The sequence below is a fragment of the Streptomyces sp. NPDC018026 genome, from assembly GCF_044327745.1.
Lineage (GTDB): Bacteria > Actinomycetota > Actinomycetes > Streptomycetales > Streptomycetaceae > Streptomyces > Streptomyces rubrogriseus.
Genome location: NZ_JBIRFY010000001.1, coordinates 441,148 through 461,839, shown reverse-complemented (window position 1 = coordinate 461,839; position 20,692 = coordinate 441,148). Strand labels below are relative to the sequence as shown.

16 protein-coding genes and 1 pseudogene are annotated in these 20,692 nt (G+C 73.2%); 9 read left to right on the top strand and 8 right to left on the bottom strand.

All coding sequences use genetic code 11. The features are described 5' to 3' along the window. Nucleotides 1-8 precede the first annotated feature (8 nt). Nucleotides 9-338, bottom strand: coding sequence for a hypothetical protein (locus ACH4D3_RS01875; RefSeq protein ID WP_398315296.1), 330 nt, complete (start codon nucleotides 336-338; stop codon nucleotides 9-11). A 128-nt stretch (nucleotides 339-466) separates the two neighbouring features. Here ACH4D3_RS01875 and ACH4D3_RS01870 point away from each other — a divergent pair, with 128 nt between their 5' ends. Further along, complete coding sequence (locus ACH4D3_RS01870; protein ID WP_398315294.1) at nucleotides 467-868, top strand: VOC family protein; 402 nt, start codon at nucleotides 467-469, stop codon at nucleotides 866-868. Here ACH4D3_RS01870 and ACH4D3_RS01865 read toward each other — a convergent pair. From ACH4D3_RS01865 to ACH4D3_RS01845, 5 genes are all read right to left on the bottom strand, one after another. Continuing rightward, nucleotides 851-1,537, bottom strand: a complete 687-nt coding sequence (locus ACH4D3_RS01865; protein ID WP_398315292.1) for a helix-turn-helix domain-containing protein — start codon at nucleotides 1,535-1,537, stop codon at nucleotides 851-853. The two genes, ACH4D3_RS01870 and ACH4D3_RS01865, sit on opposite strands and share 18 nt — an antisense overlap. A gap of 10 nt (nucleotides 1,538-1,547) precedes the next feature. Beyond that, nucleotides 1,548-2,486, bottom strand: a complete 939-nt coding sequence (locus tag ACH4D3_RS01860; RefSeq protein WP_398315290.1) for an AraC family transcriptional regulator — start codon at nucleotides 2,484-2,486, stop codon at nucleotides 1,548-1,550. Between the two features lie 33 nt (nucleotides 2,487-2,519). Continuing rightward, nucleotides 2,520-3,308: a copper homeostasis protein CutC gene (locus tag ACH4D3_RS01855; RefSeq protein ID WP_398315288.1), complete on the bottom strand. Its 789-nt coding sequence runs from the start codon at nucleotides 3,306-3,308 to the stop codon at nucleotides 2,520-2,522. After that, nucleotides 3,305-4,858: a M81 family metallopeptidase gene (locus ACH4D3_RS01850; protein WP_398315286.1), complete on the bottom strand. Its 1,554-nt coding sequence runs from the start codon at nucleotides 4,856-4,858 to the stop codon at nucleotides 3,305-3,307. The genes ACH4D3_RS01855 and ACH4D3_RS01850 overlap by 4 nt, the downstream gene beginning before the upstream one ends. 77 nt (nucleotides 4,859-4,935) lie before the next feature. Beyond that, on the bottom strand, nucleotides 4,936-6,159 hold the full coding sequence (locus tag ACH4D3_RS01845) for an ROK family protein (protein ID WP_398315284.1): 1,224 nt from the start codon (nucleotides 6,157-6,159) through the stop codon (nucleotides 4,936-4,938). A gap of 209 nt (nucleotides 6,160-6,368) precedes the next feature. On the opposite strand from ACH4D3_RS01845, the gene ACH4D3_RS01840 reads away from it, so the two are divergent. The 5 genes and pseudogenes from ACH4D3_RS01840 (at nucleotide 6,369) to ACH4D3_RS01820 (ending at nucleotide 12,777) form a co-directional block, all read left to right on the top strand. Then, nucleotides 6,369-8,177 carry a peptide ABC transporter substrate-binding protein gene (locus ACH4D3_RS01840; RefSeq protein WP_398315282.1) on the top strand — a complete coding sequence of 603 codons (1,809 nt, stop codon included), beginning with the start codon at nucleotides 6,369-6,371 and terminating at the stop codon, nucleotides 8,175-8,177. Between the two features lie 61 nt (nucleotides 8,178-8,238). Next, nucleotides 8,239-9,198 (top strand): annotated as a pseudogene (locus ACH4D3_RS01835) (ABC transporter permease). Next, nucleotides 9,195-10,088 (top strand): ABC transporter permease, encoded by an 894-nt coding sequence (locus ACH4D3_RS01830; protein ID WP_398315280.1) that lies wholly within the window; start codon nucleotides 9,195-9,197, stop codon nucleotides 10,086-10,088. Before ACH4D3_RS01835 ends, ACH4D3_RS01830 begins: the two are co-directional and overlap by 4 nt. Beyond that, nucleotides 10,085-11,854, top strand: a complete 1,770-nt coding sequence (locus ACH4D3_RS01825) for a dipeptide ABC transporter ATP-binding protein (RefSeq protein WP_398315278.1) — start codon at nucleotides 10,085-10,087, stop codon at nucleotides 11,852-11,854. Before ACH4D3_RS01830 ends, ACH4D3_RS01825 begins: the two co-directional genes overlap by 4 nt. After that, nucleotides 11,851-12,777, top strand: a complete 927-nt coding sequence (locus ACH4D3_RS01820; protein ID WP_398315276.1) for an ROK family protein — start codon at nucleotides 11,851-11,853, stop codon at nucleotides 12,775-12,777. Before ACH4D3_RS01825 ends, ACH4D3_RS01820 begins: the two co-directional genes overlap by 4 nt. Nucleotides 12,778-12,861: 84 nt before the next feature. On the opposite strand, the gene ACH4D3_RS01815 is transcribed toward ACH4D3_RS01820, so the two are convergent. Then, entirely contained in the window at nucleotides 12,862-14,409 is a 1,548-nt protein-coding gene (locus ACH4D3_RS01815) for a trypsin-like serine protease (protein WP_398315274.1), read from the bottom strand. A gap of 327 nt (nucleotides 14,410-14,736) precedes the next feature. Further along, nucleotides 14,737-15,891: a YihY/virulence factor BrkB family protein gene (locus ACH4D3_RS01810; RefSeq protein ID WP_398315272.1), complete on the bottom strand. Its 1,155-nt coding sequence runs from the start codon at nucleotides 15,889-15,891 to the stop codon at nucleotides 14,737-14,739. A 100-nt stretch (nucleotides 15,892-15,991) separates the two neighbouring features. On the opposite strand from ACH4D3_RS01810, the gene ACH4D3_RS01805 reads away from it, so the two are divergent. The 3 genes from ACH4D3_RS01805 to ACH4D3_RS01795 all read left to right on the top strand — a co-directional run bounded on the left by ACH4D3_RS01805 (nucleotide 15,992) and on the right by ACH4D3_RS01795 (nucleotide 20,663). Continuing rightward, on the top strand, nucleotides 15,992-17,635 hold the full coding sequence (locus ACH4D3_RS01805; protein ID WP_398315270.1) for an acyl-CoA dehydrogenase family protein: 1,644 nt from the start codon (nucleotides 15,992-15,994) through the stop codon (nucleotides 17,633-17,635). Between the two features lie 242 nt (nucleotides 17,636-17,877). Further along, nucleotides 17,878-19,167, top strand: a complete 1,290-nt coding sequence (locus tag ACH4D3_RS01800) for a GAF domain-containing protein (protein ID WP_398315268.1) — start codon at nucleotides 17,878-17,880, stop codon at nucleotides 19,165-19,167. A gap of 182 nt (nucleotides 19,168-19,349) precedes the next feature. Further along, a complete protein-coding gene (locus tag ACH4D3_RS01795; protein WP_398316608.1) occupies nucleotides 19,350-20,663 on the top strand; it encodes a hypothetical protein in 1,314 nt (437 codons plus the stop codon). Nucleotides 20,664-20,692: the final 29 nt, after the last annotated feature.

The window sequence follows — 20,692 nt, the reverse complement described above, 5'->3', positions numbered from 1 at the left end:
GCCGCCGCCTACGGCTGGTGGGCGGCGGCGTCCTTCGTCAGTTTGACGGCCTGGCGCAGGCTGAGGCCTGGGGCGGCCTCGCGCAGGGTCTTGACGGCGCGGACGGAGTCGACGGGGCCCTGGTGACCGGCCGCGGCGAGGCGTTCGTGCACCCAGCGTGCCAGCAGCTCCGCGTCGGGGACCGCGGCGGACCGCTCGACCAGGGCCGCGGCGCGCTCCAGTCCGGGCCGTTCTTCGGGCGTCGCCTCGGCGAGCGCCTGGCGGATGTCGTGCGCGGCGACGTCCGTGTCGCGCAGGACGAGGACGTTGAGTTCCGGTGGGGCGAGTCGTCCGAGCATGCGGCCATGATCGGCTGTGCACCCGGTCGTGTTCAACGGACTTGAGGAGCTTCTGAGGCGGGCGGCGCGGCGCCCGGGTGTCCGTTTCCTTCAAGACCGGGTGCGCGCGCCCTGCCTACGGTGGCCCCATGACCGCACGATTCAACGCCATCGGCCTCGTCGTCTCCGACATGGCCGCGTCCGTGACCTTCTACCGCCGGCTCGGTTTCGCCTTCCCCGAGGGCTCCGAGGAACAGCCGCACGCCGAGGCAGCGCTGCCGGGCGGGATCCGGCTGCTGCTGGACACCGAGGCGTCCATCCGTTCCTTCACTCCCGGATGGGAGCCGCCTGCCGGGGGCGGGCGGCACTCGCTCGCCCTGCTGTGCGACACGCCCGCCGAGGTGGATGCCCTGTACGCCGAGCTGACCGGAGCCGGCTGCAAGGGCGAGCGCGAGCCCTGGGACGCCCCCTGGGGGCAACGCTATGCCGTCGTCAACGACCCCGACGGCCACGGCGTCGACCTGTTCGCGCCGCTAGCTTCCGCGCAGTAGCTCGCCGGGGGTGGCTCCCGCCAGCTCCCGTACGTCCCGGGTCAGATGGGCCTGGTCCGCGTATCCGGTGCGGGCGGCCGTCTCGGCCAGGGGCGTGCCGTCCCGGGCCAGGGCGAGGGCGCGTTGCAGGCGCAGGACGCGGGCCAGCGTCTTGGGGCCGTAGCCGAAGGCCGCCAGGGAGCGGCGGTGCAGGCGCCGGGCTCCGATGCCGAGCGCGTCGGCGGTCCCGGCGACCGGGCGGCCCGCGTCGAGGGCGGCGACGACCCGGGCGAGCAGCGGGTCCGGGGGCCCGGCCTCGGCGGCGCGGGACAGCGCGGCCTCGTCCAGGCCGGTCGCCGGATCGGGGGCGGCGTTCACCCGGGCGGCCAGCCGCCTCGCGCGGGCGGCCGGCCAGAGGTCGGTCAGCTCGACGCGCCGGTCGCGCAGGGCGTCGGCGGGGACGCCGAGGAGGGCGGGCGCGGTGCCGGGGTAGAAGCGGACACCGGCCCAGGGCCCCTGGGCGCTCCCGGTGACGTGGGCCCGGGTGTCGGGGCCCGCGACCAGTAGCCGGCCGTCGTACCAGAGCAGATCCATACAGCCGTCGGGAAGGACCCGCCCGGGACCGGGCCCGGACGGCGTGTTGGTCCACACCACCGCCCCGCTCAGCCGGGACGCCCGCTCCGCGTACACGCCTGCCAGGTTACGCCGGGGCCGGGACCCGGTACTCCTGCGGGCTGACCCCGTACGCCCGTTTGAAGGCGGTGGACAGGGCGAACGCGCTGCCGTAGCCGACCTGGCGGGCGATGGCGCCGAGGGTGTCCTCGCTGTCGCGCAGCCGGTCGGCGGCCAGGGCGAGGCGCCAGCCGGTGAGGTATCCCATGGGCGGTTCGCCGACCAGGTCGGTGAAGCGCCGGGCGAGCGCGGCACGGGAGACCCCGGCCTTGGCGGCGAGGGACGCGACGGTCCAGGGGTGCGCCGGGTCGTCCTGGAGCAGCCGCAGCGCCCGGCCGACGACCGGGTCGCCCAGCGCCCGGTACCAGGCGGGTGCCTCGGCCGCGGGCCGGGCGAACCAGGCCCGCAGCGCGGCGATGACCAGCAGGTCCAGGAGCCGGTCCAGGACGACTTCCTGGCCCGGCTCGTCCCGCGTGACCTCCGCCATCAGCAGCGGGGTGAGGGGGTTGTCCCACGCCTCGGAGGTGAGGGACAGCAGCGGGGGCAGCGCGTCGAGGAGGCGGCCGCCGATCTCGCCCCGGACCAGGTAGGTGCCGATGAGGAGGACGGCCTCGCCGTCGGCGCGGTCGCCCCAGGTGCGTACGCCGAGGTCCATCGAGCCGTTGAGGGGCCGTCCGTCGGGGTAGCTGCACGCGCCGCCCGGCAGGATCACCGCCTGCGGGGCGGTGCCGGGGTCGTCGGCGCAGACGTACGGGTCGGGGCCGCGGGCGATGGCCAGGTCACCGGCCCGCAGCCGCAGCCGCTCCCCCGTGTCCGGCACGATCCAGGCGCCGCCGCGGACCATGAGCATGACGGTCAGCGGCGCCCGGTCCTCGACGCGCACGGCCCACGGCGGGTCGAAACAGGCGCGGATCATGAAGGCCCCACGGGCCCGGGGGCCCTCCAGCAGTCCGGCGAGTGCGTCCACGGTGCCAGTGTCCCGGTTCGGCCCGCGATTCGTTCACCGAGGGGTGCCCGGGGCCTCCGCACTCCGTGCGACGGCGGCGTCGAGCGCTCTCCTGGCGGCCGCGACGACGGTGCCGTCGGTCAGGAAGTGGGTGTCGTCGGCGGCCGAGGTGCCGCCGGCGCCAAGCGGCACCCAGCCGGCCGCGCGCCGGGGGGTCGCCCGGGTCTTGGCCGAGAGGTGCACCGAGGTGGCGCCCGCCGCCAGCAGCGCGGCGATGTCGTCCGGCCGCACTCCGCCCCCGGCGGCCACGTCGGTCCCGGGGGCCGCGGCGGCCATCGCGGTGAGCGCGGCGCTGCCCCCGACGGCGGTCGGCGCGCCGCCGGAGGTGAGGACGCGGGTGATGCCGAGCCCCGGCAGCGCCGCGACGGCGGCCACCGGGTCGGCCGCCTGGTCCACCGCGCGGTGCAGCGTGACCCCGGCGGCGGGGTCGGTGTCCCGCGCGGCGCCGGCGAGTGCCGCGAGGGCGTTCGTGTCGAGGGCGCAGTCCGCGGTCAGCGCCCCGACGACGACGCCGCGGGCGCCCGAGCGCAGGGCGGTGCGCACCTCGGCTGCCATCAGGGCGACCTCCTCGGCGTCGTACACGAAGTCGCCGGGGCGGCAGCGGACGAGGACGTGGACGGGCGGCCCGGACTCGACGGCCGCCTCGACCGTCGCGGTCGAGGGGGTCAGGCCGCCCAGTTCGAGTGCGGTGCACAGTTCGACGCGGTCCGCCCCGTTCTCGCGGGCGGTGCGGGCGCCGGCCGGGGAGACGACGGCGATCTCGAGGCTGGGGCGGGGGCTCATTCGTCGTCCCCGGTCAGCGGCCGGTCGGCGGCCGGGATCAGGCGGGCGGTCAGGTCCGGGTCGGCCATGGCGGGGTCGAAGGGGAACATGGGCCGGCGGATGCGGCGGTGGCCGAGGCGTACGAGGTCCTGGTCGACGCCGCCCGGGGTGAGCGCCATCTTCCAGTCGGCGGCCATCGCGAACAGCTCGGGTTCCAGGTAGCCGATCTTCACTACGACGATGTCGGCGCCGCGCGGGTCGAGGTCCAGGTCGGTGAAGTCGTGCTCGTGGTGGTAGGGCTTGCGCAGCTCGGTGAGGATCACGTAGGCGCTGCCGACGCGGACGACCACCTCGGTGCGGGCGTCGCGGTCGCCGAGCCGGACGGCGTGCACGACTCCGGTGAGGGTGACGGGTCCGGCGTGCCGGTCGTCGACCTCGGCGCCCGCCGTCACCGTCACCGTGGCTCCGACACCCGCGGCGGCGGCCTGCCGGACGGCCTCGGGGCCGGGCACCGAGGCGTACAGGACGGTCGGCCCGTCCTCCTTCTGGAACTCGGGGCGGGCGAGCAGGCGGGCCAGGCCCCAGGTCACGTCGCCGGCGCCGCCCGCGGTCGGGTTGTCGCCGGTGTCGCTGACGTAGTACGGGCGCCGCTCGCCGGCCAGGGCCTCGTCGAGGATGTCGTCGAAGGTGCCGGTGGGGGCGACGAAGTCGAAGTCGTGGCGGGCGTCCCAGAAGCCGCGGGCCAGCCGTTCGGCGCCCGCGGACACCGCCTGCTCGTCGTGCCCGGTGACGACGACCGCGGCCCGGTTGCGGGGTTCGTCCGCCCAGGCGTAGCCGACCCAGATCGCCGCGTCGATCACGCCGTCCTGGGCCTCGACCTCGGGGACGGCCGCGTACACGCTCTTCGCGGGCTCGATCCGGGTGGAGGTCTGCTCACCGGCCAGCAGGACGGGCACCGGCACCCATGCCTTCAGCGGGCGGGGGGCGCCCGAGGCGAGGTGGGTCAGCAGGTTGCGGACGGCGCGTTCCTTGGTCTCCATGTGGTCCTCGTGCGGGGCCATCCGGTAGCAGGTGATCAGGTCGCTGCGGTGGACGAGGGCGCGGGAGACGTTGCCGTGCAGGTCCATGGAGGTGGAGACGATCACGTCGTCGCCGACGACGGAGCGCACCTTCTCCAGCAGCAGGGCCTCGGCGTCGTCGACGCCCTCGACGGTCATGGCTCCGTGGATGTCGAACCAGAGGCCGTCCAGCGGGGGCAGGGCGGCGAGCCGGGTGAGGAGTTCCCCGGTGAGTTCCTCCCAGGCCTCGGCGGTGACGGTGCCGCCGGGCAGCGACTTGCCGACCAGGGCGCCGTGCCAGTCGGCCGCCTCGCGCAGTTCCCCGCCGGCGGCGAGGAAGGGGTAGCGGTCCAGTACCTCCTGGCCGCGGGAGGGGTGGAAGGCGGGCGCCTGGGTGCGGGCGGGCGAGAAGGTGGACGACTCGATGCCGAGGCCGGCGATGGCGACGACGGGGCGGCGGGAGGGGGCCGGGGCCGAGGTGGGGGTTGAGGTGGGGGTGCTGGGGTGGGACATGGCTCCTCGTTCGTGCGGGTGGTGCGGGAGGGCGTTGTTTCAGGGGATTTCAGGAGGTTCAGGGGGTTTCAGGAGGGTCACGGGGTGGTGGGGGCCTGGAACCGGTCCGGGTCCAGCTGCGCTCCGCCGACCTGGCGCAGCGCCTGCCCCAGTGCCCGCTGGAGGGCGAACAGTCCGGCGCCGACCAGACCGGCATCCCGGCCGAGGACGGCTCGTTCGATGGCGAGGTGTTCGGTGACCAGCGGGTGGCAGCTCTCGTAGAGCTGGCTGCGGACGGCGGCGACGAACGGCTCGACGGTGGAGAGGATGCCGCCCAGGTAGACGGCGTCCGGGTTGAAGAAGTTGACGTTCGCGGCGAGCACCTGGCCGAGGTAGTCCCCGGCCCTGCGCACCGCCCGGTTGGCCTCCGGGTGCGCGTCGGTGGCCAGCCGCACCACGTCCTCGGCGCTGGTGACCTCCACGCCCCCGTCCCGCAGCACCCGGACCAGTGCGGCGCCGGAGGCGACCGTCTCCAGGCAGTCGGTGTTGCCGCAGGAGCAGGGCACGTGGTCGCCGCGGGCGATGCGGATGTGGGTGATCTCCCCGGCCGCGCCCGTGCCGCCGCGGTAGAGCCGGCCGTCGACGAGGGCGGCGGCGCCGATCGCGGTGCCCATCTTCACCATGATCACCTGCTGGTGGCGCCCCTTGCGGGCGATGTGCTCGCCGACGGCCATGCAGTTGGCGTCGTTGTCGGCGACGGCGGGCACCGCGAAACGCTCCCGGAGCCAGGACTCGACGGGGAAGCGGTTCCACCCCGGCATCCGGGAGGGCTGTACGACACTGCCCGTCGCGGTGTCCACCGGGCCCGGCAGGGAGAGACCGACACCGCGCAGCCGTCCCCGCCCGTGGTGTCCGACCAGCTCTTCCAGGGTGGCGGCGAGCCGGGAGAGGGCCGCCTGCGGGCCCTCGGCGATCACCAGCGGCACGGTGGAGACGTCGCGCAGTTCGCCACCGGGCAGGACCACGCCGACCCGGGCGTGGCTGCCGCCCAGGTCGGCGGCGACGGCGAACTCGTCCTGGCCGCCGAGTCTGAGCACCTTGCGCGGACGTCCGCCGGTGGAGGACTGGGTCCCTTCCTCGGCGACGAGGCCGTGCTCGACGAGCTGGGCCACGGCCACCGAGACGCTGGAGGCCGCGGCGCCGAGCAGCTCGGCGAGCTGGGCCCGGGAGGTCGCCCGGCCGGAGGCGATGAGTTCGAGGGCTCGCGCCGCCAGTGCCGAGGTGCCTGCCGTCCTCCGGCCGGGCGTACTTATTTCATTCATGTACGTGCTTACTTCCCCATCGTCGGTCCGATGCAGACAGTACGCCTAAAACGCCGTCCCGTGAATGGTGATCAGTGCGGCAATTCCCGGCTACGACAGGGGCGGGACTTTTTTCAGAAACGGAGATACTTAGTTGTTACTCAACTTTGTTTGTGCCTGCACCGAGTCAGGCGTTAGCTACCTCCAGGCCACTCACCTGGAGGAGATACATGTCCCCTGCTCGCACAGCGCCACGCCGACGCCGGGCGCTCGTCGTCGGCGCATGCGCGGCCGTGGGCGTGCTGCTCAGCGGCTGCACGGGCGGCGTGTCCGCCCCCGCCGGCTCCAAGGACGAGATCAACTACGCCCTCCCGGCGAACTTCACCCCGAACTGGATCGTGCCGATCGGGACGCCGGGGCACCTCAACACGAACAACGCCTCCATATCCCAGGTGCTGTGGGAGCCCCTGATCGCCTACGACGGCTCCTCCGGCGAGATCGGCTGGAACAAGGACAACTCGCTGGCGACGGACGCGAAGTTCGCCGCGGACGACAAGAGCGTCACCATCACCCTCGGCGACCGTCACTGGAGCGACGGTGAGCCGATCACCTCCCGGGACGTCGAGTTCTGGTTCAACCTGGTCAGGGAGAACAAGAAGTCGTGGGCCAGCTACAGCCCGGGCAAGGCCCCGGACGTCTGGTCGTCCTTCAGGACCATCGACGACCGGCACTTCACGCTCGACTTCGACCGCGCCTACAACCAGCAGTGGATGCTCGCCAACGAGCTGAGCATGATCCGCGTGATGCCGCAGCACGTGTGGGACAAGACCAGCGACTCCGGAACCGTCTCCGACCTCGACCGCACCCCGGCCGGCGCCAAGAAGGTGTGGACGTACCTGATCGACGCGGGCAAGAAGATCTCCCGCTACGCGAGCGACCCGCTGTGGAAGACGGTCAGCGGACCGTACCGGATCAAGTCCTTCTCCACCTCCGGCCGGGTCGAGCTCGTCGAGAACGAGAAGTACGACGGCGGGGGCGCGGCCCACGTCGAGCAGATCAACCTGCTGTCCTTCACCACCGTGGCCGCCGAGGAGAACGCGCTGCGGGCGGGCACGGTCGACTACGGCTACATCAGGGCCTCCGACCTCGGGATCAAGAAGTCCTTCACGGACCTCGGCTACCACGTCGAGCGGTGGTCCGGCTGGGCCGTCACCTACATGCCGTACAACTTCAACAACCCCGAGATGGGCGCGGTCTTCCGGCAGTTGTACGCCCGGCAGGCCATCCAGATGTCCGTCGACCAGAAGACGCTGTCCAAGGTGCTCTACAACGGCACCGCCGTACCCACCTACGGTCCCGTCCCGCAGGGGCAGCCGTCCGGCTTCCTCTCGGACGAGCAGAAGGCGGAGCCGTACCCCTTCTCCAACTCCGCGGCGCGCAAGCTGCTGACGGACCACGGCTGGAGCATGAAGGACGGCACGATGGTGTGCACCTCACCGGGCGCGGGCGAGGGGCAGTGCGGCGAGGGCGTCGAGAAGGGCACCGAGTTCAGAATGCGGGTGCTCTCCCAGTCCGGCTCCACCGAGACGGACAACATGATGAGCGCCCTGCAGTCCTCCTTCGAGGAGACCGGCATCGACTTCGACATCAAGACCGCACCGGTCAACTCGGTCCTCTCGCAGACCGGACAGTGCGAGAAGGACGACCCCGCCTGCAAGTGGCAGCTCTCCTTCTTCGGCAGCGCGGGCAGCTGGTACTTCCCCGCCTACCCCAGCGGTGACGCGCTCTTCGCGAGCGGCGGCGGCTCCAACTTCGGCAGCTACTCCAACCCCGAGGTGGACCGGCTGATCGACCGGACCACCACCTCCTCGTCGTCCGACGCCATGCTCGACTACAGCAAGGCCCTCGCCGAGGACCTGCCCGTCGTCTGGCTTCCCGAGCCCGACTACCAGGTCTCCGTGATCAGGGACGGTCTCGGCGGATTCGCCCAGGACTCCCTCGCCAACTTCCACCCCGCCATGTGGGCGTGGACCGAGTGAGCCCGCGCCCGCGTCCCCTCACCGGCAGCCGTCCCGTCCCCACCCAGTCACCCGGAAACCCATGAGTACATACTCCTTCCTGATCAGGCGGGTCCTGCAGGCCCTGGCGGTGGTCCTCCTCGTGACCGTCGTGGTGTTCTGCCTGCTGCACGCCCTGCCCGGGGGGCCCGCCCGCGGCATCCTCGGCCCCTAGGCCACCGCCTCGCAGATCGCCGCCTTCAACCACGAGCAGGGGCTCGACAAGCCGCTGCCGGTTCAGTACGTGTACTACCTGAACCAGCTGATCCACGGCGATCTCGGCATGTCCTACACCCTCAACGAACCCGTCTCCCAGCTGATCACCGAGAGGCTGCCGAAGACCCTGCTGCTGACCGTGCTCTCGGCGGTCGTCGGCCTGCTGGTCGCGGTGCCGCTCGGGGTGTGGCAGGCCGTCCGCCGCAACAAGCCGGTCGACTACGTCATCACCACGCTCAGCTTCATCGCCTACTCCACCCCCGTGTACTTCCTCGGACTGATCCTGGTCCTCGTCTTCAGCCAGGTCCTGCCCTGGTTCCCGGCCCAGGCACCCCAGGGCAACAGCGTCGCCGACGTCCTCTCGCAGCCCCAGGGGCTGGTGCTGCCGGTGGTGGCCGGCGCGGCCACGATGGTCGCCGTCTTCAGCCGCTACATGCGCTCGGCCACGCTGGAGAACCTCACCGAGGACTACGTGCGCACGGCGCGGGCCGGCGGCACCCGTCCCCGGGCCATCCTGACGCGGCACGTCTTCCGCAACTCGCTGACCCCCGTGGTGGCCATGCTCGGCTACTACATACCGGTCCTCTTCGGCGGTGCGCTGGTGGTGGAGCAGCTCTTCAACTACCCGGGCATGGGCCTGCTGTTCTGGACCGCCGCCCAGTCCTCCGACTATCCCGTGCTGCTGGGCTGCGTCCTGGTCATCTCGATCGCCACCGTGACCGGCACCCTCCTGGCCGACGTCCTGCAGCGCGTCATCGACCCCCGAGTGAAGGCAGGTCGGTCATGAGCTCCCTCACCTCCCTGGACGGGCTCGCCGCGAAGCCCGAGCGCGCCGCCTCCGGCACCCGGCTCGCGGTCCGCCGCTTCCTGCGCAACCGCCTCGCCGTGGTCGGGCTCGGGATCGTGGTCTTCTTCGTGCTGTTCTGCTTCGTGGGTCCGCTGCTCTACACCACCGACCAGACGCACACGCTGCTCCAGCAGGTCAACCAGTCGCCCAGCGGCGCCCACTGGCTCGGCACCGACGCCGTCGGCCACGACGAACTGGGCCGGCTGATGTACGGCGGCAAGGTGTCCCTGATCGTCGGTCTGTCGGCCGGTGTGCTGGCCACGGTCATCGGCACGCTGTGGGGGGCCGCCGCCGGTTACGCGGGCGGCTGGATCGACGCGGTCATGATGCGTGTGGTGGACGCGGGCATCGCCATCCCGGCCCTGTTCATCCTGCTGGTGGTCTCGGCGATCACCACCCCCGACCTGACCGGCCTGGTCCTCATCCTCGGTCTCATCTCCTGGCTGGTGCCCTCGCGCCTGGTGCGGGCGGAGACGCTGACCCTGAAGAACCGGGACTTCGTCCTCACCCTGCGCGCGATCGGCGGCACCCACGCGCGCGCCATCATCCGGCACATCCTGCCGAACTCGGTGTCGACCGTCATCGTGGCCGCCACCTTCCAGATCGCCGACGCGATCCTGCTGGTGGCCTACGTCTCCTACCTCGGTCTGGGCGTCCAGCCCCCGTCCACGGACTGGGGCGGCATGCTCTCGTCCGGCATGACGGCGGCCTACTCGGGCTACTGGTGGCTGATCGTGCCACCCGGCCTCGCCATCATCCTGGTGGTGTGGGCGTTCAACGCGATCGGAGACGGACTCCGGGACGCATTCGACGTGAGGGGGCGGGCATGAGCGCCGTTCGACGACCGGCCGCTCCCGCCACCGGCGGGCACATCCTCGACCTGGACGACCTGGGCGTCGTCTTCACCACGGAGACCGGCACGGTACAGGCCGTGCGCGGCGTGTCCCTGAGCGTCGCGCCCGGCGAGACGCTCGCCCTGGTCGGCGAGTCGGGCTCGGGCAAGTCCACCGTCGCGCTGGCCGCCATGGGCCTGCTCGCCGGCAACGCCCGGGCCACCGGAACGGCCGTGGTCGACGGGATCGACATCGTCGGCGCCGACGAGGAACAGCTGTCCGGGCTGCGCGGATCGACCGTCTCCATGGTGTTCCAGGAACCGGCCACCGCGCTCGACCCGCTGACCCGGGTCGGCAAGCAGATCGCCGAGGTGATCCGCAACCACCGGCGGATCTCCGCGGCGGACGCCGCCGCGCGCGCCGTCGAACTGCTGCGCCGCGTCGGCATCCCCGAGCCCGAGCAGCGGGCCCGCTCCTACCCGTTCCAGCTCTCCGGCGGCCAGCGCCAGCGCGTGGTCATCGCCATGGCCATCGCCAACGAACCGGCGCTGCTGATCGCCGACGAGCCCACCACCGCGCTCGACGTGACCGTGCAGGCCGAGATCCTCGACCTGCTGCGGCGGCTCGCCGCGGAGACCGGCACGGGTGTCCTGCTGGTCACCCACAACATGGGCGTCGTCGCGGACTTCGCGGACCGGGTCGCGGTGATGTACCAGGGCGCCGTCGTGGAGACCGGGCCCGTCGAGGACGTGCTGCTGCGTCCGACGCACGACTACACCAAGCGGCTGCTGTCCGCCGTACCGCGCCTGTCCGTCGCCGAATCCGGTGAGCCCGGTGCGTCATCAGGTGCGTCGGGTGCGTCCGGTGCGTCCGGTGCGTCCGGTGAGCGGCGGGCCGACGGGTCCGGTGCCGCGCCCGGCTCAGAGCCCGCGGTCGAACTCAAGGACGTCTCGGTGGTCTTCGGCCGCGGGAAGCAGGCGGTGCACGCCCTCAAGGGTGTCTCCTTCGCCGTCCACCCCGGGGAGACCCTGGGCCTGGTGGGAGAGTCGGGTTCCGGCAAGTCCACCGCCTCCCGGGTGGCGCTCGGCCTGATCACGCCCACGGCCGGGTCCGTCACCCTCTTCGGCGCCGACCTGGCCGCCACCCGCGCGCGGGCCCGGCGTGCGCTGCGGGCCGGCATCGGTGTCGTGCTCCAGGACCCGGTCGCCTCGCTCGACGCCCGTATGACGGTCGGCGAGTGTGTCGCGGAACCGCTGCGGATCCACCGCCGGAAGCTGTCCGGCAGGGAGCGGGAATCCCTGGTCGCCGACGTGCTGGACCGGGTCCGGCTGCCGCGCGAGGTGGCCCGGCGCGCGCCGCGCGAGCTGTCCGGCGGCCAGCGCCAGCGCGTGAGCCTCGCGCGCGCCCTGGTCCTCGAACCCCGCCTGCTGGTGGCGGACGAACCCACCAGCGCCCTGGACGTGAGCGTGCAGCAGGCGGTCCTCGAAGTGATCGGCGAGCTGCAGGAGGAGCTGGGCTTCGCCTGCCTCTTCGTCTCCCACGACCTGGCCGTCGTGCAGCAGTTCGCCCGCCGGGTGGTGGTGATGCGGGCGGGGCTGGCCGAGGAGCAGGGCCTGACGTCGGCCACCCTGCTGCACCCGGAGACCGACTACACCCGCCGTCTGCTGGCTGCGGTGCCCGTGCCCGACCCCGTCGTGCAGCGCGGCCGCCGGGCCGAGCGGCTGGCGACCCTCGCCGCCGGGCGGACGGAGGAGCAGGGGTGAGCGGTCCCGGCGCCCCGGTCTTCGCCGGGGTCGACATCGGCGGCACCACCACCCAGGTGGTGCTCTGCGACGAGGAACTGAAGGTGCTCGACCGCGCGGAGGTGGCCACTCCGGCACGTTCCGGCGGCCGGGCGATGATCGCCGCGACACTCGACGCGCTCGCCGCCGTGCGGGCGCGCACACCCGGCCGGCTGGCCGCCGTGGGGGTGGGCGCGGCCGGAGTGGTCGACGCGGCCTCCGGTCACATCCTGGTGGCCAGCGACTCGTTCACCGACTGGGCCGGCTTCCCGGTGACCGCCGCCCTGCGCACCGCACTGGGCGTACCCGCCTTCCTCGACAACGACGTCAACGCGTTCCTGCGCGGCGAGATCGCGTGCGGTGCGGCGGCGGACGAGGAGGACGTCCTCGGCATGACCCTGGGCACCGGTGTCGGCGGGGCGTTGTGGACGGGGGGCGAGCTGCGCACCGGGGCGCACGGCGCGGCCGGCGAGATCGGCCACATCCCCGGCTTCGGCGACCTGCCGTGCACCTGCGGCGGCCGCGGCCACCTGGAGACGCTGGCCTCGGCCCGTTCGCTGCGGGCCCGCTACGGCGAGCGCACCGGGCGGGAGCTGACGGCCCGCGAGGTGGCCGAGGCGGCCCGGGACGGGGACGCCGACGCCCACGGCGTGTTCGCGGCGGCGGGCGCCGGTATCGCTCGCGCGATCGTGATGACCGCGGGCCTCGTCGACATCGGCACGGTCGTGATCGGGGGCGGCGTCAGCGGCGCCTGGACGCTGCTGGAACCGCTGATCCGGGAGCCGCTCGCCGCCGAACCGCCGATCAGCGGCCACCCCGTCAAGCTGCTGCGGGCGGCCCTGGGAAGCGACGCCGTGCCGCTGGGCGCGGCGGCCCGGGCCCGCCACGAGCTGACCGCCCGCTGAGCCCCGGGCCGCTGAGCCCCGGGCCGGTGTGCGCCGGCCCGGTGTGTCCGGCCCGCCGCAGCTCCGGCGGGCCGGGCGGAACGCCTACGGTGCGGGGCGCATGGGCACGCCCTTGTTCAGCGTGCCGGTGCCGGTCCCGGTGTACAGGATCAGCGTGCCCTGACCGCCGACGGCGGCGATGTCGCCCTTGCCGTCGCCGTTGAAGTCGCCGCCGACGATGCGCTTCATGGGGGTCCAGGTGTTGTCCGGCCACAGCTTGCGGGCGAGGTCGAGGCCCCCCGCGGAGTTGCCCGCGTACCAGTTCAGGCTGCCGTCGTCCCGCACCGCGACCAGGTCGTCGCGGCCGTCGGCGTTGATGTCGGCGGTGCCGGTGAGGCGGGTCTTGCTCCAGGTGGCGTCCGGCCACATCTTGACCTTCTCGCCGGTCAGCACGCCGTCGGCGCCGGTGTGGTAGCCGTAGAGGTTGCCGTTGCCCCACTGGGCGATCAGACCGTCACGGCCGTCGAAGGTGAACCGGGAGACCTGCTCGATCGTCTTCCAGGACGTGTCGTGCCACATGGGCGTGCTCTTGTTGAGCATGCCGGTGGGGGTGCCTGTGTACAGGTTGAGGGTGCCGTCGCTTCGCACCGCGGCGATGTCGCCGTTGCCGTCGTCGTCGAAGTCGCCGCCGATGATCTGCACCATCGGGCCCCAGGTCTTGTCGTTCCACAGTTCGCGCCCGTACTCCAGCGTGCCGTCGGGCTTGGTGTAGAAGGCGTGCAGGGATCCGTCGTCCAGGACGGCGGCGATGTCGGTGCGGCCGTCGCCGTTGAAGTCCGCGGAGGCCACCAGGTCGCTGAGACTGCCGGTGCCGAGATCGCGGTTGACGGTCTGTCGCACGAAGTCGACGTCGCTCGCCGCGGCGACGGCGTCCGTACTGGTCGACTCCGATCCGAAGCAGCCGCCCTGCATCGAGCGGCTGTTGACGCCCACCAGCTCCAGGGCACCGTCGCTGTTCCGGAGCAGCGGGCCGCCGGCGTCCCCGGCGCACACGGCGTCGCCGTCCTGGCCGGTGACGTTGACCGCGTCGGCGGTGACCGAGGTGACCGTGAAGGCGCCCTGGTGACGCTGGACGGGCACCCATTCGTCCTTCGTGCGTCCGAAGCCGACGGCTGTGAGTGGTGCGCCGGGGTCCGGTGCGCCGGCCGCGAGGGGCACCGGGGCGATGTCGGGGACGGCCTTGTCCAGCCGGGCGAGAACCATGTCCCGGTCGGGGTGCGGGACGAGTTCGACCACCTCGCGCACATAGCCGTTGGCGATGCCGGAGTCGGCCCGGCCCACGGTGGCCCGGGTGAGCCGCTCGGGCTTTCCGGCCGGCACGGCGACCGACCGGGCGGGGTCGTCCGCGAAGCAGCTCGCCGCGGTGAGCACCCACTGCGCGTCCACCAGAGCGCCGGAGCAGGCGCGGTAGTCGGTGCCTATGGTCAGACGAACGGCGAAGTCCAGCTTCGCTTCGGTGGCCGGAGCACCGGCGGTGGCATGAGCCGGGCTGGACGCCAGGGCACCGGCCAGCAGGGCGGCGGCGGCCGTCAGGACCGTGCCGCCGGTCAGGGCCCCGCGAGCCCGCCGCGTGCGGATTTCTTTGTTGAGCAACGTACTTCCCTTCTTCGGAATCATGGTGGCCGCAAAAGGGCCTTCCGAATTCGCAATGGAAATACCTGACACGTGACGCATCGTACACAAGCCGTCCCGAAGAGCTGCACAGCAAAGTCACCGGCAGCTCGGAATTTCTTCACGGAAATGTGCATGGTATGCGAATGAAGTGCGGCACTACCGCTGGAAGCGGACACAACGCCCAAGGTGTGGAGCACTGCCACATAGAGTGTGATCTTGCTCGTCGGATTTCCGGAAACCGCATTGTTCCGCCATCGAGAAATTACCCTCGGCCGAAGCGGCGGCTATTTCCCTTTTCCCTTGCCCTCAGGCGGCGTCGTCGCCGTTGTTGTGGTTGTGGGTCTGGGTGTGGTTCGCGGGAGGCGCGCTCTTCGGGTGGCTGCGCAGCCGGGCCGTGACGTCCTCGGGGGGCAGGAAGCGGGACCAGCGCTCGGGGAACTCGGAGGGCATGTCGGGGTCGCCCTCGCCGTTCGCGGTCGTACGGGCCACGTACTCGGCGACCTGGGCCTGGCGCAGTCGTTCGTTGGCCTCGCGGGCGGCGGCGGTCGCGGCGGCCGGCCACACCCGGTCGATGGCCGCGTTGACCGCGGCGCCGACGAGCACCGCGAACGCGGACACCCCGATCCACAGCAGCACGGCGACGGGCGCGGCGAGGGAGCCGTAGATGGTGGGGCCCTCGACGGTGCTGGTGAGGTAGATGCGCAGCAGGAAGCTGCCCAGCACCCACATGGCGAGGGCGACCAGCGCGCCGGGGACGTCCTCGATCCAGGGCGAGCGCACGGGCACCGACACGTGGTACAGCGTGGTCAGGAAGGCCACGGAGAGGATGATGACGACCGGCCAGTACAGCACTTGTACGACCGTCGTCGACCAGGGCACGACCCGCACCACGGCGTCCGGTCCCGCCACCATCAGCGGCAGCGCGATCGACCCGATCACCAGGGCCACGATGAAGAGGAGGAAGGCCATCAGGCGGGTCCTGACGATGCCCCGGACGCCGTCGAGGCCGTACATCACGGTGATGGTGTCGATGAAGACGTTCACCGCGCGGGATCCGGACCACAGGGCGAAGAGGAAGCCGATGGAGATGACGTCGGGCCGGCCGCCCTTCATCACGTCGTCCAGGATCGGCTCGGTGATCTGCCGGACGCCCTTCTCGGAGAGCACGGCGCGGGAGGCGTCCAGGATGTTGTCGCGCAGGCTCTCGGTGGTGTCGGCGCCGATCCAGGAGTCGACGTAGCCGAGCAGCCCGAGGAGGCTCAGCAGCAGGGGCGGCACCGAGAGCAGGGTGAAGAAGGCGGCCTCGGCGGCCAGGCCGAGGATGCGGTACTCCATGCACGAGTTGACCGTGTCCTTCAGCAGCAGCCAGGCGGTCCTGCGTTTGGAGACGTTCCGGTAAAGGACCCGGGCACGGTGGAGCCGGCCCGAGGGCCGTTCGGGAGAATCACTTGCTGGCTGCACTCCCTAAAGGTATCCGGCGCGGAGGGCCGCGCCGGTCCGCGGACGCCCGGTGATCGCGTACCGCCCCGCCGCGGTCCCCCGGCACGGTAGGTTCACGTCCATGGCAGGCAGCACCCACACCGTGACGAATCAGGCGCCGCCGCTGACCGGCTACGACGTCTTCACCTCTGACCGTGCGCTGACGGAGGCGGTCCGGCGGCAGCTGCCGGCGGGAGCGCGCGAGGAGGCGCTCGCCGAGCTGTCGGGGCTCGGCCGGGGCTGCGGGTCGGCGCAGACCCAGGAGTGGGGCGCGCAGGCCGACGCGCACCCGCCGGTCCTGCGCACCCACGACCGCTACGGCCACCGCGTCGACGAGGTCGACTTCCACCCGGCCTGGCACCGGCTGCTCGGCAAGGGCGTCTCGGCGGGCCTGACCGACGCCTGGTCGCGGCCGGGCGGGCACGTGCGGCGCGCGGCGGCGTTCCTGATGTGGACCCAGGTGGAGGCGGGCAACTGCTGTCCGCTGTCGATGACCCACGCGGCGGTGCCGGCCCTGCGCGCCGACCCGGGACTGGCCGCCGAGTGGGAGCCCCGGCTGACCTCCCGGGTCTACGACCGGGAGCTGCGGCCCGCCCACCTGAAGGCCGGGGTGCTGTTCGGGATGGGCATGACGGAGAAGCAGGGCGGCAGCGACGTACGGGCGAACAGCACGGCGGCGCGGCCGCTGGCCGAGGACGGGACGTACGAGCTGACCGGGCACAAGTGGTTCTGCTCGGCGCCGATGTCGGACGGCTTCCTGGTGCTGGCGCGCGCTCCGGAGGGGCTGACCTGCTTCCTGGTGCCGCGCGTGCTGGCGGACGGCACCCGCAACGTGTTCCTGATCCAGCGGCTCAAGGAGAAGCTGGGCAACCGGTCCAACGCCTCCGCCGAGGTCGAGTTCGCCGGGACCTGGGCGCGCCGGGTCGGTGCGGAGGGGCGCGGGGTGCCCACGATCATCGACATGGTGGCGGCGACCCGGCTGGACTGCGTGCTGGGCTCGGCGGGCCTGATGCGCCAGGCGGTGGCGCAGGCGGTGCACCACTGCGCGTACCGCGAGGCGTTCGGCGCGAAGCTGGCCGACCAGCCGCTGATGCGCAACGTCCTCGCGGACCTGGCGATCGAGTCGGAGGCGGCCACGACGCTCGGGCTGCGGCTGGCGGCGGCCTGCGACGCCGCCGCCGGCGGCGACGAGCGGGAGCGGGCGCTGCTGCGGCTCGCGGTGCCGGCGGCCAAGTACTGGGTGACCAAGCGGTGTGCGCCGGTGGTGGTGGAGGCGGCCGAGTGCCTGGGCGGCAACGGGTACGTCGAGGAGTCCGGGCTGCCCCGGCTGGTGCGCGAGTCGCCGCTGAACTCGGTCTGGGAGGGCGCCGGGAACGTGCAGGCGCTGGACGTGCTGCGGGCGCTGGGCCGGGAGCCGGCGGCGCTGGACGCGTATCTGACGGAGGTGGGCGCGGCGCGCGGGGCCGATCACCGGCTGGACGCGGCGATCCGCGGGCTGCTGACGGAGCTGGCCGACCTGGCGGCCGCCGAGGGGCGGGCCCGGCTGCTGGCGGAGCGGCTGGCGCTGGTGCTGCAGGGCGCGCTGCTGGTGCGGTACGCGCCGCCTGAGGTGGCCGACGCGTTCTGCGCCTCTCGGCTGGGCGGCGACGGGGGCGCGGCGTTCGGCACGCTGCCGCCGACCCTGGACCTGGCGGCGGTGGTGGAGCGGGCGCGGCCCGTGGTCTGATTCCGGCCGCGTGGCGCGGGGGTGGTGCTGCGCCGACACGGCACCACCCCCGCCACACGGGCCCGTTCAGGCCGCGTACGCCGCTCGGGACGGCGTGGTTCAAGTTTGGACACCCGCGAAGCCGTCCACCAGGGTTGCAGGGGGTTGCAACTTGCGGTCGGCTGTGTGCGGACCGTGCCCGCGGGGCGTGGGCAACCGGTCAGTATGAGACGAACATTCGCCTTCCGGAAGGACGAGGTCCCGTGGCGCTCTCGCCCATGGACGTGACACAGTTGGCCGCCGCCGACACGGCGCGGGCGGCCCGGATGCTCAGCGAGGTCCGCTCCGCGAGACTCTCGGGCGGGCGGGCTCCGGTGGCGCCGCGTCCGGTGATCGAGCAGTCCTGGGACCGGATGCTGCGCAGCGGCGTCGACCCGGAGCACGACTTCCGTTCCGGCCTGCTGACGCCGCAGGAGGTGCTGCGGCGGCGCGAGTGCTCCCAGCTGCGGCACGTCCTGCCGGTGCTGCGGGAGGCGCTGCTGTCGGTCGCGGACGTGGCCCACCACATCATGGTGGTCGCGGACGAGGACGGCCGGGTGCTGTGGCGCGAGGGCAGCGCGCGGGTGCTGCGGCGGGCCGACGGGCTGGGGTTCGAACTCGGGGCGGACTGGCGCGAGGAGGTGGTCGGCACCAACGGCGTGGGGACACCGGCGGTGACCGGGCGGCCCGTACAGGTCTTCGCCTCCGAACACTTCGTGCGCTCGCAGGCGACCTGGACCTGCGCCGGGGCTCCGATCACCGACCCGCGCAGCGGCCGGCTGCTCGGGGTGGTCGACGTGAGCGGCCCGCTGGAGACGATGCACCCGGCGACACTGGCCTGGGTCGACTCGGTGGCCAAGCTGGCCGAGGCCCGGCTGAGGGAGCTGCACACGCGCTCGCTGGACCGGTTGCGGGCGGTGGCGGCCCCGGCGCTGGCCCGGCTGGCGGGGCGGGCGCTGGTCACGGACCGGGACGGCTGGACCGCGGCCGTGACGGGGATGCCCTACGTGGACCGGGTGATGCTGCCCAAGTCGCCGGAGACGGGGATCCGGTGGCTGCCGGCGTTCGGGGCGTGCACGGTGGAGCCGCTGGCCGAGGGCTGGCTGGTGCGGGCCGCGGCGGGGCCGGGGCCGCAGGACGCGACCCGGATCGTGCTGGACCTCGCGCAGCCGCGCCGCTGGTCGGTACGGGTGCTGGGCGGCGCGGAGGACTGGGCGCGGGAACTGAGTCCGCGGCACGCGGAGTTGCTGTACCTGCTGGCGGTGCACCGGGGTGGCCGCAGCGCCGCCGGGCTGGCCGAGGACATGTTCGGCGACCCGGCCCGCACGGTGACGGTGCGGGCCGAGATGTCACGGGTGCGGAGGTATCTCGGGGCCCATCTGGAACACCGGCCGTATCGTTTCTGCGAGGACGCGGAGGTGGAGATCCTGCTCCCGGCCGACCTCCGGGACCTGCTTCCCCACTCCACGGCTCCGGCGGTGGCGCTGCGGCGGGTGTCGCCGGGCGTGCCGTGACGGGGCGCAGGCGCGCGGGGCGCCCCGGATGGCCGTAAAGGCGGGTTGATTCCGCATATTTGCATCGTCTGCGTCCGCCGGGCCGTCCGTCTGCCGTAGCATCATTGACGGACCGTCCCATCCGCTCCTCGGGCAACGCGACCACCGTCGAGCGCAGTTGGTCCGGCGTCCGTGGAGGTTCGATGAAGCAGCGCGGCAGACACCGCAGGCGCAGACGGGGCAGGGCGCTGCGCGCCGCCCTGACCGGCGCCGCCCTCGCCCTGACCGGTGCCGCCACGCTGATCAGCGCCTCGCAGGCCACGGTCGCCGACGACCCGGGCGCCCTCAAGCCCCTCACCTCCGCCGCCGAGACCGGCGCACTGCGCCTGACCGAGCACCGGGTGCCCACGGCCTGGCTCGACCGGCTCTCCGCCTCGATGGGCGACCCGGTGGGCGTCGACACCGTCCTGGAGTCCGCCGACCGCACCCTGCGCGACGCCGCCGACTGCACGGCCGGGGAGCGCGAGGCACTGCCGGTCTCCCCCGCCGCCACCCGCGCCTACTGCTGGGACGAGGCCGACACCGACGGCTGGCGGCCCGGCGCGGTCACCACCTCCGGTGACGCCGACGAGGACGGCCGCTGGGGCGCCCACCAGGTCATCCTCTCCGCCTGGTCCCGCGACGACGGCACCCCCCAGGGCGGCCTCGCCCGGGTCTCCTTCGTCGACGCCGACGACCCCGGCCGGCTCGGGTACACCTCGGCACTCCTCGCCGTCCCCGTGGACGGCGGCCACGACTACCGGGGGCTCGCCTCGCCCGTCACCGGCATGGTCTGGTACCAGGACAAGCTGCTGGTCACCACGGCCGCCGGGGACCGCGACGCGCTGTACGTGTACGACGTGGAGCGGGTCCAGCGCGCCACCACCGCGGCGGACGCCGTCGGGCGGGTGCCCGGCGGCTGGGCGGCGGGCGGCCACCGGTACGTACTGCCCGCCATCGCCTCCTACCGGCTGCCCGACACCGACGGCGCGGCCCGCCCGGGCGCGATCTCCCTGGACCGCGGCACCAGCCCCGACAGTCTGGTGGCCACGGAGCACGTGGCCGCGGACGGCGACCGGCCCACCCGGCTGTGGCGCTACGCGCTGCGCACGGCCACGGATCCCGACCGCACCGGACTGCCCGCCACGGACTCCGCCGGCCATGTGGACGCGGTCGAGGCGTACGAGACCGGGGCGGCCGAGGTCGGGGGCGTGCTGTCGTACCGGCCGCCCGGCGCGACCCGGTCCGACTGGTATCTGGGGCGCGCGGCCGGCGGGCAGGACGGGCGCGGGACGCTGTGGCGCCAGGACGCGGAGGGCGCCCGGGCCGTGGAGTGCGGCGCGGACCGCTCGCAGCAGTGCTGGAGCGGACCGGCGGGCTCGATGTCGTACTGGGAGCGGACCGGCGAGGTCTGGTCCCAGTCGGGCCGCATGCTGTTCGCGCTGCCGCTGACGTCGATCGAGGACGCGCTCGACTGAGCGGCCGTCGCGGGCGCCCCCGGCCGCAC